Below are 15,321 nucleotides of genomic sequence, written 5' to 3'. Positions count from 1 at the left end.
ATTTGTTCTAAAGTAAAAATAAAGAATTGATATCTAACCTTTTTATAATTTTTAAACATTATTGATTTTTCCTTATGGAGCTCCAATTGCTGAGTCTTTTTTCTTGAAAACTCCTTTTAATGAATTATAATCTAAGAAGTACACCATTTTTACAGAAAATGTATGCTGAATATCCTGATCAAATAAATCTTTTAAACTATCCCTAAAAGAATCTTTAGATGCTGAAGATGAATTGAACAACTGGTTTCTATATAAAGCTACTAACTGACTTCCTGGAGCAAATTGCCATTCGTAGCTAAGATCTAGGTTCCAGATGTTAAAGTTTCTATGAGGATTAAGATCTAGATTGGTAATAGTATGCCCTGTACTAGTTGTTAAATCGCCATCTTCAAGTAAAGTATAAAGACTATCATCATAAGTAGCTGTGGACCAGTAATTTCTAAAGGACAATGTTATAGAGTTTAATGAATTAAAGTTTAAAGAACCAGAAATAGAGTTTTCAACAGTTTTTACATCTCTTTGTCCAAAAATAATTTCACCATCATTAATGTTACTAACATAACCTCTATCGTTTATTTTTCTTTGATATTCAAGATCATACTCTATGGTTAATTTGTCGCTAAAACGAAATTCGGGACCAAATCTAATACCGTATTCACGTATATCTAAATCTTTTTGAAATAATTTACCATAGTTTAAATTTCCACTTGCAGAAAGCGCTTTGTTACTATTGGTAAAAAAGTACATCCTGCCTTGAACCCAATTTTTAAATGAGAAAAAGCGATCGTTTTCTTGGTCTCTAGGTTCGAAATAATCACGTTGTTCACCTAGCATCAAGGTAATGTTTCCACCTATAAACATAAGGCTTTTTGTTCTGGCATTTACATTAAAACTCGTTCTATTACCAGTAAAATCATTATTACTATGCCTCCAGTTAAATTCGCTTTCTGTTCTTATAGAAAAACTGTTAAAAATTCCGAAAGGCTCAAATATTTGATAACTGAATTTACCCTGTAGGTTTTTAAAATTATTTCTAACACCAAACCCTAAATCATTTACATCATATTTATCATCTCTAATGCTACCTTCTAAACCATATTGATATGTTCCACTCACTTTTCCAATTTCAAAACCTGCATCAAAACCAGTAGAATTATCACCTACTAAATTAAGACGACTCATTTTACCTTGACCGCTAACCCTGTAAGTATTGGTTTTATCATTTAAACTAAATAATAGGGCTGATGCGTTTGCATCTCTAAAATGCCCTTCTCTAGTAACATTAGTGTTTACAAAGCTTACAGAAGAGTTTTGATTAAACTGTTGGTCTAAAACTATAATATTATAATTCGTAAAAGGTTCTGTGGTTTGTTCTCTATAGGTTATTGTAGAGTCAATTTTCTCATCATTTATATCAAGATCGTATTTTGTATTCTTTATTCTAGCACTTGTTTTCTCAGTGATAGCATTAAAAACACCAATACCCAAACCGTTTTTATTTCTACCTGAAACCTTTATAGCATTCAGCATTTTTACGCTACTAGGATTATCTACTACTTCTTCAACTTCATCTATCTCATCAACTAAATCGTCATAGATGTCATAACGTCCAACTGGAGCATTACCGATTCTTCTAGAGTAGAATAAATCGCCTTTACTAAACAGATTAACACCCTCTTTAAAAAACTGTCGTTGCTCATCAAATCTCTGTTCAAAAGGTCCTAAATTTAATTCTACCTTATCGAAAGCTGCTTGACTAAAATCTGGAATTAAGGTTACGTCTAATGTGAAACTTTCAGTAATTCCATATTTTACATCCATTCCAAAACCTGTACTGCTAACAGTTTCATTACTTTGCGTAACTACAGTATGTGACGCAAAAGGGTAAAAGCTTAATCGAGTAGGCGGGGTTATATTTTTTAAACCTCTAAGTTCGCCATCATAAATTCCTTGACTTCCAACTGTTCTATCTATTGGGCTCCAACTATAATCAAGGCCATCTTTTCTATATTTTCTATAAAATTGAATTCCCCAAACTGGGTCTTCTTGATTTGAAAAACGAAGAGCTGCGTAAGGAATTTTCATTTCTACAATCCAACCATCGTCTACATGCTTTACAGCACTATCCCAAACAGCATTCCAACCTCTATCTCCTCTAGGTCCTGGTCCTCCACCTCTTCGTCCACTAGAACCTCCTACAATATCAGCTTGAGTCCCTGAGCTCATTACATAAAATTTTATATCGTTTTGGGCATCATTATTTGGATTAAATGTTACTCCAAAATAATCAGCTTGACCAAAATCGTCTCTAGGTGAAAAGACTTTAAAAACATCTTCAGGATTGTCATGTAAGTAAGCTGCAATAAAAATTGCTTGGTCATTATAGGTAACTCTTACTTCGGTTTTTTTGTTTTCTGATGCTTTTACTCCCATTTCTGGGTCGTATTGAACAAAATCGGTTGCAATTTCAACAGTACTCCAAATAGGGTCGTCTAATACGCCATCAATTTTTGGGACTACAGTAGTTTTTGTAATGTTTAATGTTTTTTTCTCTTGCGCAGTTGCTAAATGGACACAACAGAAAATAGATAAAAAGAAGAGTGCTCTTTTCATTTCTTAATGATGATTAGTATAGTTTAGTTTTTTTGCACATTTAAATTCTTAAAAATGCAAAATTTCTTCAAAACTACATTTACTATCATAAGTATTGTACTAAGTAAATGTTAAAAAAAGACCTGCCATAAGAAAATGACAGGTCTTTTTTTACAGAAAAAAATACGATTGTTAACTATTCTTCTTTTTGAATACGTTTTTAATATTGTTATAATCTATATAATACACCATACGTAGTGAGAATATATGTTCTATTGGCTGATCGAAAAGTGTATCTATACTATTAAAAAAGTTTTCTTTTGACATATTATCAAAATTGAATAACGAATTCCTATATAAAGCTGTTAACTGACTTCCAGGAGCGAATTGCCATGAATATCTAAAATCTAAATTCCAAGTATTGAAATTTACATTAGGGTTAAAACCAATATTATCTACATTATAACCACTAGTATTTATGGTGCTTCCATCATTTTCTAAGGTATACAAGTCGTAATCGTAATCTACAGTTGACCAATAATTTCTAAATGTTAGCGATAAGCCATGAAATGAATTGAAATTATAATTACCAGAAATACTATTAGTAATCGTTTTTTGCAAACGTTCCCCAAAGATAATGTCGTCGTTGTTAGCTGTTGTTACATAGCCTCGTCCACCATTACCACGATCATATTGATACGAATAACTCAAACTAAATTTATCAGTCAGTCTAATTGTAGGGTCTACAGCCCAAAAGTGGACAAACACATTGCGATCTTTATCAAAAAGTGTTGCAAATCCTTGACGCGTCATAAATGAGAATTTTTTTGCTCTATTAGTGCCAATCCAAGCATTCATATTAAAGCCGTTGTTAAAAGTAAAATAGCGACCATCGGTTCTTGGCTCCCAATAGTCAAATTGTTTTCCAATTTGCCAATTCATATTTCCACCAAAATTGAGCAGTTTTTTGGTTTGTGCATTAAAGTTAATACCTAAATTTTTGTTTGTATAAGTGCTTGGTCTAAATAAGCGTTCGTAGTTAAACCACATATTTATTCTATAATTATTAAGCTTTTCGGTAGGCTTAAATGTTTGATATGAGGCGTAAGTAGAAAAGTTGCTAAAATTATTTCTAAATTGAATTCCCATGTCATTGATGTCAAATTTTTTATCAGCCATTTCGTAATCAACACCAAATCTATAATTACCACTAATTTTATTAAATCCTAAACCACCACTCACACCAGTAGTTGTTTCATCTATTCCTTTATAATTTACATTACTAACTTTTATCGCTCCTTCATAATTATACGTGTTTTTCTTATTATTAATATCAAACAACCCAGCTGTAACATTTGCGTCTCTAAAACCTCCATCACGCATTACATTAGTATTTACTAAACTAACGGATGAGTTACCATTAAACTGTTTATCAACCACTAAAATATTATAGTTAGCAAGAGGTTCAACTACTTCTTTTCTAGTGTTTTGAGAGGTATTGTCTTTAATTGTCGCTTCGGTTTTCTCGGTAATGGCATTAAAAAATGCGACTCCTAAACCTTCCTTTGTTCTTCCAGAGAGTTTTAATGCATTTATTACTTTTACATTGTTTGGATATTTAGTAACGCTTTCGTTAGCGCCAAGTGTTGGGTATGCGCTAGGGCTATTACCAATACGTCTAGAATAGAATAGATTACCTTTACTGAAGAGGTCTACACCCTCAGTAAAAAACTGTCGTTGTTCTGAAAACTCTTGTTCAAAAGGACCAAGGTTTAGCTCTACATCATCAAAACCTGCTTGACTAAAATCTGGAACTAATGTCGCATCCAGGGTGAAATTTTCGGTAATGCCATATTTTATATCCATACCAAAGTTAGCATCACTATCGTTTTCACCATCAAAACTTCTTGTTATCGCTGATGCAAATGGATACAAGCTTAATCTTGTTGGGGGATTTATATTTTCAATACCACGTATTTCGCCATGCATTAAACCAATTTTTTTTCCAGAAGCTAGATCTATAGGGTTCCATGTATATTGGCGATTGTCTCTCATATAACGTCTATGGTAATTAATTCCCCAAGTTTGTACCTCTTGGTTCGAAAAACGTAATGCAGAGTAGGGAATCTTGATTTCTGCAATCCAACCGTTTTCAACTATTTTAACAGCACTATCCCAAACTGCGTTCCAACCCCAATCTTCATTACCATTGGAAGTTACTATTGCATCGGCTTGCGTTCCAGTAGTAAATACCAAAAACTCAGTGTCATTTTGTCCATCATTGTTTGGATTTATTGATATTAAGAAAAAATCGGCTTGACCAAAATTATCACGTGTTGTAAACTGCTTCATGATTTTTGAAGGATCGTCACGCATAAATGCCGAAAAATAAACAGCATTATCATCATAAGTAACTTTTACAATAGTTTGCTCATCTAGAGTTTCTTTAACTCCAACATCAGGCCTAAATTGTACGAAGTCTTTTGCTTCTTCAGCTTCTTGCCAAGCTTGATCGTCTAAAACACCATCAATTTTAGGTGCTATTTTGGCTCTTTTAAGGTTTACGAATTTTTTTTCCTGTGATGAGATAGTTGAGATGCATAAAAATGCAACCAACACAAAAAGTGTGTTTTTCATTGTTTTTTGATTGATTAGATGTATGTTCTTTACAAAGACTAACAAAAATCTCGAATGTTACATTTTGTAAAATTAAAAGAGTATTTGCTGCTTTTTCATAAGTAAACGTTAAAAACAAAAAATTAGTGTTAATACTAGTTTAAGAGAGCCTATACCGTTTTTGACACTATAATAAACTTGGTATGTTTCTTGTTATAATTTTAGTAAATACTTTATTACTATGAATAAATATAAAAAACTTGCTCTTTGCTTGGTATTTGATGCCTTGGGATATGTATCGTTTGTATTTCCACCATTTGATATTATTTGGGCACCATTAGCAGGTTATTTAATGACTAAACTTTACAAAGGTAAAACAGGTAAAATAGCTGGAGCTATTGTATTTATAGAAGAAGCAATGCCTTTTCTAGACATTGTGCCAACCTTTACATTAATGTGGTTGTATAGTTATGTTTTTAAAAATGAAGAGAAGATTATTGAAGTAAAGTAGTAAACTATTTTAAGTGTAAATTTGTATTAAGTTATGTGTATCTATACGAACTTAACACTTAAAATAGTTTTAGTTTATAAGGTTATTTCATATAACTTTTAAACCATTTAATAGCTTCATTAAAAGAATCAAACTTTGAATATGGTAAGGAGTGGCTTTTTTTATCATAAACCTTAAGCTTATAAGGTTTATCGTATTTTTGAAATTCTAAAGCAAGTTGTAGAGCGCCTTCTACAGGAACCCTACCATCTTGTCTTGAGTGTAGTATAAAAATGGGGGTGTTTATTCTGTAAGCCCATTCAACTGCCGAACGATCTTTTAAGTATTCTACACGTTTTTTATCAAAATTTGGTAAAATATTTTCTAATCCTTTATAGTTTTCCTCTTCTGATAAGTCAGACCAACCTTTTAAGAATATGGGACGTTTTTTAGCTCCCTCTTCAAAATTTGCAACACCGCCAATTACTACAGCTGCATTAACGTTGATTTTTGTTAAACTTTTATAGGTCATTAATCCACCTCTGGAAATGCCAAACATGAATATGTTATTAGTATCTACATAGTCTATTTTCAAGAGAGTTTTATATAAATTAACTACATCATTAATATCATCTCCTCCTAATTGATCATAAAACCCATTTTTTCCAACATATCTATAGTTAGATGCAAATACAACAAATCCTTCTTTGGCTAGAGCATAAAAATCAGGAAAGTCTTCTTCAGTAACCTTACCAAAATTGCCTGTACCTCCACGATTATATATTATTACTGGTATTTTTTTGTTGCTAACATTTCTTGGTCTACATAAAAAACCTTCAATTTTAAGGTTATCACTTTTATATTTGAAACTTTCGAAAATATAGTCGTTTTGTTTTCTTGTAGCTTCATATGATATACTATCGTATCTATATTTACTTATATTACTGGTTTCTTCATATGGTGTTTTAATTTTTTCTTCAAGGACATTTATTAGGCTTGATTGTCCGTAAGTAACTATTTGATTAGCAAATAGAATAGTAATTAATATTTTTTTAAACATAATATTTTATATTATTTAACCTCAATATCAGCTTAATTAATACACTTAATAATTGGATGAGAGTTAAGAGAATAGTCCACATCATTTTATAGAAAAGAGTTGTCTTTTCTAGATGTTTAACCAATACTAATTCAGCTATAAGATTATGTATTAAGTTTACTGTAAAAGAGAAGTAATTAGAATTAAATAAAAAAAAACTCTTTCAATTTGAAAGAGTTTTTTTATTTATACTATTATTGAACAGTAACTGGAAATACTGCTTGTATATCAGTTTCTCCTCCAGCATTAGTAATATCGCCATCACTCACACCAGCAGCTTCTTTATTTGGCTCATGACGTAAAGTAATTGTAATATTTCCAGTAGCAGCTGTGGAAGTAACTAATTGAAACTCTAAACCGATAGGATTTCCATCACCATCAGTATCTGAATAAGTAAAAGTTGCGATACTATTAGTTGCTTGATAGAAAAATTGATGTTCATCATCTTCCTCTTCAATTTCTTCATTAATAGACTCAGCAGGGTTTTCGGTTTCATTTAACAATTCTAAACTTCCATTATAAGTTGTATTAGCAGCTAAATTTCCTGAGACTGTAACTACAGGAGCATTAGGACCATCTCCATCTAAATCTCTAGTTTGTAATGTTATTACATCTCCGCCAGCAACTGGTGTAAGCGTAGCAGTTAACGTAGTGATTACTTCTTCTTCATTTACAGGAGTTGGATTGTCATCATCAGAACATGCCGTGAATATAATTGTAGCTAATAATACTATTGATATTTTTTTAAATAATTTCATTTTTATATTTTTTAATTATTAATAATTTAATTTTAATTGTAACATGATGTTCCTTCCTAAATCATCAGAAAAATATCGCGATCTATTTAGATATTCTCTGTACGATATATTAAAAACATTTGTTATGTTAAGACCTATGTTTAGATCTGTTTTTGTTGATAGATTAAGAGTTATATCACTTTGAAAGTGTAATAAATGATAAGTAGGTGGAGGCGTACTTACATCTACCTCTACAAACTCTTCTGTAGTAGGTACATATACTTCAAAGTTATAATTTGGGTAATCGTTTTGCCTTAATATTAACTCACTTTGTAATTCAGAATTAAAATTGAGCCATTTACTATTTGAATAGCTAATAATATTAACTGTTTTAAAAGAAGGCATATCTATTAATGCAATACGTTGTTTTAAATCTCTTCCTTTTATGAAAGAAGACTTATGATTGAAAGACCATTGTTGATTAAACTTATAGTTTGACGCTATATCTATACCATATAAAGAGGCGTTTGTTTGATTATAACTCCAAACTGGAAAAGCACCTCGTAAGGTTTGCTCAGTAGATGTTGGTTCTATAAAAATATAATCCTTTATATGATTATAAAATGGTTCAATATTAATATAAAATGCGTTGTTTTCATACCTATAAACCCCAGAAACCCTATTGGATGTTTCTTGTTTAATACGTAAGTCACCTAGTTCAATTCTAGCAGCCGAATGATGCAAACCGTCACTAAATAATTCAGCAGGATTTGGCGCTCTATTAGATAGACCATAATTAAAAATCATTGAGCTTTTTTCATCAATTTTATAAGACACACCCATTGAAGCTGATATATTGTGATAATTAAAAATTGGGTTTGTTAACAATTGTGTCCCCAAATCATCAATCACGATATCAGAAAAATCTTTATCGTAATCTCTTTCACTCCAACGACTGGATAAATAGAATTTTTTTGCATCAATTCTGTTAAAATCATAGCGAATTCCAAAATCAATATTCGTGTTTTCATTTGGTTTTAGGCTAGTGATAGCAAAGACGCCAAAATCATATTTGTCATAATCAGGGATTAAGCGTCTAACACCAGTATCTGGGTTAGCAAAATTATCTTGAAAACCAGCATTAAAACCAAACTCATAAGTACTACTACTATTAGAGTCTACCTTTAGACTTGTTCTAAATGAGTGAGTTTTTAGTGTCAAGTCAATTGCAGGTTTATTTTTATCATCTCCTACACGAATATCATATTCATATCGTTGATTATTCTGGAAATCATATTGAGCTTCCAGACGACCAAAATTCTCAAACCGCTTATAAAAATCAGCTTTTATAATTTGATGTGTAACTTCTTGGCGCGGAGGGTTAATATCATAACTAAACTTCTCTATAACCAATGGATTTTGACTGTTAATAGCATTAACTAAATCCTCAATATTACCGATATGCGATGCTTTTAAAATAGCTATTTCATTATCTAAAAAACTATAATATACGTTAAAGCCTTGCTCAAAAGATTTGTAGCCTCCATTTAACGAAAACCCTTTTGAATTTAAGCCTGTGTTAGTCAAATTGTACTTAGGAGATTCAAAATCTCCGAAGCGTTTAAGAGATGCTTGTGCTCCCATAAACCATCCCTTTTGATAAGTTTTAGTTAATGAAGAATTAGCACTAAAACCTCGACCATTAGTTTGACCACTAATTATTGTTTTTCCATATAAGGAATCCTTTAAGCTAACTCTTGAGGGCTTCAAAACAATAACTCCACCAATTGCATCTCCACCATAAGCTAATGCATTAGCACCTTTTATTACATTAATACTTCCAGCTGTATTAAGGTCTATATTTGGTGCGTGCTCAATTCCCCATTCTTGGTCTTGTAATCGTACACCATTAGTCATTACTACAACTCTACTACTATGCAATCCATTAATAACAGGTTTTACAATAGAGTTTCCTGTATTAATAGAAGATACACCACTTACCAGTTTTAAGGCATCTCCAAGACTAGAAGCACTAAATCTTTCCAAGCTTTCAGACTTTAATAGTGTTTCTTGGGATGTCTTTGTTAGTATATTATTAGACTTCCCTTCAATTTTTATTTCTCCAAGCTCCTCGATGTGATGCTCTAAACTGACCTTAAAGTAAGAGTTTCCTTTAATTTCAATATTCAATCGCTTTGTTTCACATGATATATGGGAAACAATAACTTCAATTTCTCCATCGCAAAGATTCTCGAATAAGAATTTGCCATTATTATCTGTGGTTGTATATTTTTTTAGACTTTCTATATAGACGGTAGCAGCTATTATTGGAGTACCATCATGAAAGTCTTGAACTACTCCTGAAAAATTGGAGTTGCAATTTTGACTACTAATTGTGTTGTAAAAACAACAAATTAGCAGCAATAAATAGTATTTCATGGTGTCGATTTCTAGTTTAAAAATGTTTTATAATTAAACTAACGCTGGCGGCCCGCGAAGAGAGAAAGATAATTTTTTGTGACTATTTTGAAAATTATAAAATGAAGCGTTTATCTTTAAGGATACTGGTTTAATAACCAATTCATTGTATTCGTATAAACTATAATATGACTTATTTAATTTAAATTTATAGAATTCACAATCTATATTATACTCATGAAAATGTGATTTTTGTGGGGTTACACAGATTTCGTGTTTGTGATTTTCAAATGCGTGAGCTAGTTTTACAAAAGAAGGTACTAAAAGCGTTATCACTAAAGTGATGATTACGCTTTTAAAAATTATACTTTTTTTATACCTGCTCATTATTTAAAAAATCGTTTGAGTCCGAAACGCTTTAGCATTTTCTTTTCAAAATCCCAGAAAAATTTAAACTGACCCAAAAGCCAACCAATAGTTACTAATAGGATTTGATAGAAAATTAGGCCAATAATAATATAAAGAAACCAATAGACAAAAACATTTAGGTTTTCTTTAGTAATTCCCAATAACTTAATAATTGGTCTGCCAACAAAAACGGATGAGGTTCCTGTAATAGCAAAAACTATAAAAATACGAATCATTTCCCATTTATAGTCAACAATCCATTTGTTTTCTAGTTTTTTGAAGCAAAAAATAAAAAACTTCAGCAAAGAAAAATAGAGTACTGAAGAAAGTGCTATTAGATAAGAGATATTAGGTGTTTTGTGTCTATCAAAAAAGATTCCTGATAATTTGTAAGAACTATATGCAAGTAACACTACAGCTAAAAAAGGAAAAATGAGTTGCCAGTTTTTTTTTATTTCCCAACGTTCTTTAAATTTTTTCATGACACTTTTAAAATATGCCACAAATATAAGTGTTCTATTAAATTCTTGGTGTAAAACCTGTTAATTGTTGTTTGTAATTTAATTGGAAATAGATAAAATAATTATAAAGTTTATAATTAACCTCATAGCCATAATTAATGTTTGGCTGATAATCTATTTGCATTTCATACAAACTAGGATTATACCTGTGAGGTTGTAAAACTCTACTATTCCATTCGGAAACAAAGAGTTGATTTCTAGTTTCTAAAAACTGTTGAGAGTAGTAACCCTCAGGCTTTGCTGTACTAAGTAACCATGTATTAAATCCTGGTTCAATGATAATTATTTCATATTCTAACTCATCGTTAGCTATTCGTATTGTGTCTTGTTCAATCGTTGAAATTTCCTTATTCGAATTTACTTTTTTTGAAGTTTTACAGCTTATTACACCAAAACAAATTAAAAGGATTAAAAGAGTGTTTTTCATTTTCTTTGTTTTCTCTTAAAGTTACAAAAATTGTTCCATAACTCTTGACTTTTTAACACAAAAAAGCTAGATATCAAATAGATACCTAGCTTTTAAATAATGATATTATTTATTATCTCTTTCCGAAAAGGCCTCCTAGTAATCCTCCAAGTCCGCCTTTCTTTTTATTACCACCTAAAACCATTCCTGCTACATCATCAATAACACTTCCATCACCGTCAGCATCAAGCATAGATTCAAGAAAACTTTGCTCCTGTTGAGGTGAATTTCCTTTTAAAAGACCGCCTAAAAGGCTTTCTACACCACTAGAGTCTGTAACTTGTTGTTCTCTTTTTTGTTTACCTAAAACACCCATTAATATTGGTGCTGCCACTTTTAAAATTTGTGCTACAGAACCAGCATCTATACCAGATTTTTGACTCAATGCATTTTCAACATTGCGTTGTTTGTTTCCTAAAACGTGACCTAATATTTTACCACCATCGTCCATAACATCATTAGAAACGCCACCTCCAAAAAGACCTCCTAAATTATCTAGAATACTTCCGTCATGCTTATTATCGAGTGCTCCTAAAAGCCCTTGAGCTCCTTCTGGTGTTGAAGCATTTTTTTTCATAGCTTGCATTAATACTGGTAAAGCCATTGTTAATAATCCGCTTGTTTTGTTTTGATCTTGTCCAGTTTGGTTGGATACTCCACTAATAATTGTTTTTCCTAAATCGCTGTTTAGCAAGTCTAAAATTCCTGACATAATTTAAATTTAATATGGTTAATGATAATGTGTTAAGGTACAAAAAAGTCCTAACATCTATAGTTAGGACTCAAATATACCTTTTTGGTCACATATAATTTTTTTCTACCTAAGAATACTAATTATTTGCGAAGCTAATTCTTCGCCAATTCTATCTTGAGCTTCATTAGTAGCTGCTCCAATATGAGGTGTTAATGATATTTTAGTATTCATTAGTACTTGTACGGCTGGAGTAGGTTCTTCTTCGAAGGTATCTAATCCTGCAAAAGCAACCTTTCCAGTTTCTAAAGCTGCAACTAAGGCAACTTCATCAATCACTCCTCCACGAGCTGCATTAACAATACCTACACCATCTTTCATCATATCTAATTGTTTTTTACCAATTACATAGTCTTTTTGCGCAGGTACATGTAAGGTAATAAAATCAGAATGCTTAAGAACATCTTTCATTGGTTCTGTCTCTATTTCTACATTTATGTATTGACCGTTATAGAATTCAACTTTAATAGTTGCTTTACCAACAAATTTATCGCTAGCAATAACTTTCATTCCAACTCCTAAGGCAATTTTGGCAACTTCACGACCAATACGCCCAAAACCAATAATACCTAGAGTTTTACCTCTTAATTCTACTCCTTTTGCGTAATTTTTCTTTAAATTCTTAAATTTAGTATCACCATCTAATGGCATATTTCGGTTCGAATCGTAAAGAAAACGTACACCTCCAAATAAATGTGCAAATACTAATTCAGCTACTGAATTTGACGATGCAGAAGGGGTGTTTATAACATGAACACCTTTTTTTCTAGCATAATCTACATCAATATTATCCATACCTACACCACCTCGTCCAATAATCTTTAAAGATGGGCAAGCATCAATTACTTCTTTTCTAACTGTTGTCGCACTTCTTACTAATAATACATCAATTGTATTTTCATTAATGTAATTAACTAATTGTTCTTGTGCTACTGTTGTTGTGTTTACTTCAAAACCAGCAGCTGTTAAAACATCAATTCCACTTTGTGAAACACCGTCGTTTGCTAAAACCTTCATTTATTTATTATGCTTTTGTTTCTAAATCACTCATTATTTCCACTAATACTTGTACACTTTCTAAAGGTAAAGCATTGTACATAGAGGCTCTGTAGCCTCCAACACTTCTATGTCCATTTAAACCATTTATGTTACCTTCTTTTAGCATTGTTTCGAAGGTTTCCTTTAAATCTTCGTTTACTAAGTTAAAAGTTGCATTCATATTAGATCGATCTTCTTTAGTTGCATACCCTTTAAATAATGGGTTTAAATCAATTTCAGAATAGATTAACTGAGCTTTTTTATTATTTTCTTTTTCTATAGCAGAAATGCCTCCTAAATTTTTTAACCATTCTAAGGTTAGCATAGATACATATACAGAGAAAACAGGAGGTGTATTAAACATACTACTTTTACTTATATGCACTTTATAATCCATCATTGATGGAATTTTACGAGAAACTTTCCCTAAAACATCCTCCTTAATTACTACAAGCGTTGTTCCTGCTGGACCCATATTTTTTTGAGCTCCAGCGTAAATTAAATCAAACTTAGAAAAATCTAGTTCACGAGAAAAAATATCACTACTCATATCACATACCATTGGTATTGGTGAATTTGGAAAAGACTTCATTTGTGTTCCAAAAATAGTATTGTTTGAGGTGCAGTGAAAATAATCATAATCCGAAGGAATATCATATCCTTTTGGTATATAGTTAAAGTTTGCATTCTTAGAAGATGCTACTTCATATATATCATCATAAATCTGAGCCTCTTTAATAGCTTTGTCACTCCAAGTACCAGTATTTAAATAACCAGCTCTTTTTTCAAGAAGATTGAGAGCTACCATTAAAAACTGCGTACTAGCACCACCTTGCAAGAATAAAGCTTTGTAGCCTTTACCTTCTAAACCCAATAGTTCTAAGGCTAAGGATCTAGCTTTTTCCATAACATCTACAAAGTCTTTACTACGGTGCGATATTTCTATTAAAGATAATCCACTATCATTAAAATCCATTACAGCTGTAGATGATTTTAACAGCACTTCTTGAGGTAAGATACAAGGGCCAGCACTAAAATTATGTTTTTTCATTGGTATATTTTTTACTGCATTAAAGGTCTAAATTTATTATATATTATTTGGTAAGAAATTGATAAATTTTATATTAAATATTTAACAAAAAAGCAATTGTGTCTATGTTATCTGCATAATCCCATAATTCTGGATTTTGAGTTTTTCCAAAATTAATTTCATCATCAATAAAACTATTAGATACAACACATTGAATTTTTCCTTTATCTGATATTAGTTTGTTCTTTAAAGTTGTTTCTGTGTCGTAGTACTCATAAAACAAGGTTGCAATAGGTGAGGAGTAGCTTAAGTCTTCCTTAATCATTAAAAATCCGTTTTCAAGCATATCAAACTCACTCATTAAGTATACTGCTTTGTTGTAGTCATAATTGTTGGCGTACTTCGCTTGATTTATTATTGGATGCCATTTATATATTGCTTCAAAAAAGTCTTTGAAATCATAGTTCTTTGGCACAAATAGTTTAGATACATTGCGACAGCCCAAACCATAATATCTAAAAATGTCTTCAGATAACTTTTCTAGCTGCTCTTTAGTTTCATTACCTTTTAAAACTGCTACTGAGTTTCTGTTTTTTCGAATAATTGATGGTTTATCTTTAAAATAGTATTCAAAATATCTAGCAGTGTTATCACTTCCAGTTGCAATTACTGCATCAAACCCTTCTAGTTTCTCTTCTGTAAATGTTATTTTATTCTTAAAATTTGGCTCAACATACTCTAAATACTTTGCCAAAAAGGGCAATAAATGTTTGTCGTTTGACGATTGTTTTACCAAAACATTGTGGCCTGATATTAATACAGAAATAAAGTCATGAAATCCAACTAGAGGAATGTTTCCAGCCATAATTATGGCAACATTTTTGTTTTTACAATTATTAAAGTTATAGTTTTCTAACCATTGCTTAATGTTGCTGTTTAATAATGACTTAGACCATCCTTCAATTGCAAATAAAATATTATCGTTTGTAAACCATCCATTATGTTCATTTGCTAATTTGATTTGATGTTTAAACCCATCAAAAAACAAATCATTATGCTTAGCATTTTTTGCTTTTTCAATTTTTTCTTTAGAGAATTGACTAAGGAATACACCTAATTCGGTAAAGGCATTTATTCTTTGTTCTAAATTCATTA

General features: G+C 31.2%; 12 protein-coding genes. 1 reads left to right on the top strand and 11 read right to left on the bottom strand.

Annotated elements, in window-relative coordinates:
• Positions 1-72: 72 nt before the first annotated feature.
• Positions 73-2,613: a DUF5916 domain-containing protein gene (locus tag ABGB03_RS07010; RefSeq protein ID WP_347926027.1), complete on the bottom strand. Its 2,541-nt coding sequence runs from the start codon at positions 2,611-2,613 to the stop codon at positions 73-75.
• Between the two features lie 171 nt (positions 2,614-2,784).
• Positions 2,785-5,229 (bottom strand): DUF5916 domain-containing protein, encoded by a 2,445-nt coding sequence (locus tag ABGB03_RS07005; protein ID WP_347926025.1) that lies wholly within the window; start codon positions 5,227-5,229, stop codon positions 2,785-2,787.
• 220 nt (positions 5,230-5,449) lie between these two features.
• Here ABGB03_RS07005 and ABGB03_RS07000 point away from each other — a divergent pair, with 220 nt between their 5' ends.
• Complete coding sequence (locus ABGB03_RS07000) at positions 5,450-5,719, top strand: hypothetical protein (protein ID WP_347926023.1); 270 nt, start codon at positions 5,450-5,452, stop codon at positions 5,717-5,719.
• A gap of 82 nt (positions 5,720-5,801) precedes the next feature.
• Here ABGB03_RS07000 and ABGB03_RS06995 read toward each other — a convergent pair whose 3' ends face one another.
• The 9 genes from ABGB03_RS06995 to ABGB03_RS06955 all read right to left on the bottom strand — a co-directional run bounded on the left by ABGB03_RS06995 (position 5,802) and on the right by ABGB03_RS06955 (position 15,319).
• Complete coding sequence (locus tag ABGB03_RS06995; protein WP_347926021.1) at positions 5,802-6,758, bottom strand: prolyl oligopeptidase family serine peptidase; 957 nt, start codon at positions 6,756-6,758, stop codon at positions 5,802-5,804.
• 233 nt (positions 6,759-6,991) lie between these two features.
• On the bottom strand, positions 6,992-7,555 hold the full coding sequence (locus ABGB03_RS06990; protein ID WP_347926019.1) for a type 1 periplasmic binding fold superfamily protein: 564 nt from the start codon (positions 7,553-7,555) through the stop codon (positions 6,992-6,994).
• Positions 7,556-7,573: 18 nt separating this feature from the next.
• Entirely contained in the window at positions 7,574-9,973 is a 2,400-nt protein-coding gene (locus tag ABGB03_RS06985; protein WP_347926017.1) for a TonB-dependent receptor, read from the bottom strand.
• A gap of 365 nt (positions 9,974-10,338) precedes the next feature.
• Positions 10,339-10,842 carry a DUF6787 family protein gene (locus ABGB03_RS06980; protein WP_347926016.1) on the bottom strand — a complete coding sequence of 168 codons (504 nt, stop codon included), beginning with the start codon at positions 10,840-10,842 and terminating at the stop codon, positions 10,339-10,341.
• Positions 10,843-10,879: 37 nt separating this feature from the next.
• Positions 10,880-11,308 (bottom strand): DUF6146 family protein, encoded by a 429-nt coding sequence (locus ABGB03_RS06975; protein ID WP_347926015.1) that lies wholly within the window; start codon positions 11,306-11,308, stop codon positions 10,880-10,882.
• 112 nt (positions 11,309-11,420) lie between these two features.
• Positions 11,421-12,059: a DUF937 domain-containing protein gene (locus ABGB03_RS06970; protein ID WP_347926014.1), complete on the bottom strand. Its 639-nt coding sequence runs from the start codon at positions 12,057-12,059 to the stop codon at positions 11,421-11,423.
• A gap of 105 nt (positions 12,060-12,164) precedes the next feature.
• Complete coding sequence (locus ABGB03_RS06965) at positions 12,165-13,115, bottom strand: D-2-hydroxyacid dehydrogenase (RefSeq protein WP_347926013.1); 951 nt, start codon at positions 13,113-13,115, stop codon at positions 12,165-12,167.
• A 7-nt stretch (positions 13,116-13,122) separates the two neighbouring features.
• Positions 13,123-14,187, bottom strand: coding sequence for a 3-phosphoserine/phosphohydroxythreonine transaminase (serC, locus tag ABGB03_RS06960; RefSeq protein WP_347926011.1), 1,065 nt, complete (start codon positions 14,185-14,187; stop codon positions 13,123-13,125).
• 73 nt (positions 14,188-14,260) lie between these two features.
• Positions 14,261-15,319, bottom strand: coding sequence for an acyl-CoA reductase (locus ABGB03_RS06955; RefSeq protein ID WP_347926010.1), 1,059 nt, complete (start codon positions 15,317-15,319; stop codon positions 14,261-14,263).
• Positions 15,320-15,321 lie beyond the last annotated feature (2 nt).

Source organism: Pontimicrobium sp. SW4, from assembly GCF_039954625.1.
Lineage (GTDB): Bacteria > Bacteroidota > Bacteroidia > Flavobacteriales > Flavobacteriaceae > Pontimicrobium.
Note: the sequence above shows the minus strand (reverse complement) of the source record. Positions and strands in the feature narration are given on the sequence as shown.

Coding starts and splice junctions, on each gene's coding strand:
- ABGB03_RS06955 (WP_347926010.1), bottom strand. CDS start 15,319: ATGAATTTAGAACAAAGAATAAATGCCTTTACCGAATTAGGTGTATTC.
- ABGB03_RS06990 (WP_347926019.1), bottom strand. CDS start 7,555: ATGAAATTATTTAAAAAAATATCAATAGTATTATTAGCTACAATTATA.
- ABGB03_RS06970 (WP_347926014.1), bottom strand. CDS start 12,059: ATGTCAGGAATTTTAGACTTGCTAAACAGCGATTTAGGAAAAACAATT.
- ABGB03_RS06985 (WP_347926017.1), bottom strand. CDS start 9,973: ATGAAATACTATTTATTGCTGCTAATTTGTTGTTTTTACAACACAATT.
- ABGB03_RS06965 (WP_347926013.1), bottom strand. CDS start 13,115: ATGAAGGTTTTAGCAAACGACGGTGTTTCACAAAGTGGAATTGATGTT.
- ABGB03_RS06975 (WP_347926015.1), bottom strand. CDS start 11,308: ATGAAAAACACTCTTTTAATCCTTTTAATTTGTTTTGGTGTAATAAGC.
- serC (WP_347926011.1), bottom strand. CDS start 14,187: ATGAAAAAACATAATTTTAGTGCTGGCCCTTGTATCTTACCTCAAGAA.
- ABGB03_RS07010 (WP_347926027.1), bottom strand. CDS start 2,613: ATGAAAAGAGCACTCTTCTTTTTATCTATTTTCTGTTGTGTCCATTTA.
- ABGB03_RS06980 (WP_347926016.1), bottom strand. CDS start 10,842: ATGAAAAAATTTAAAGAACGTTGGGAAATAAAAAAAAACTGGCAACTC.
- ABGB03_RS07000 (WP_347926023.1), top strand. CDS start 5,450: ATGAATAAATATAAAAAACTTGCTCTTTGCTTGGTATTTGATGCCTTG.
- ABGB03_RS07005 (WP_347926025.1), bottom strand. CDS start 5,229: ATGAAAAACACACTTTTTGTGTTGGTTGCATTTTTATGCATCTCAACT.
- ABGB03_RS06995 (WP_347926021.1), bottom strand. CDS start 6,758: ATGTTTAAAAAAATATTAATTACTATTCTATTTGCTAATCAAATAGTT.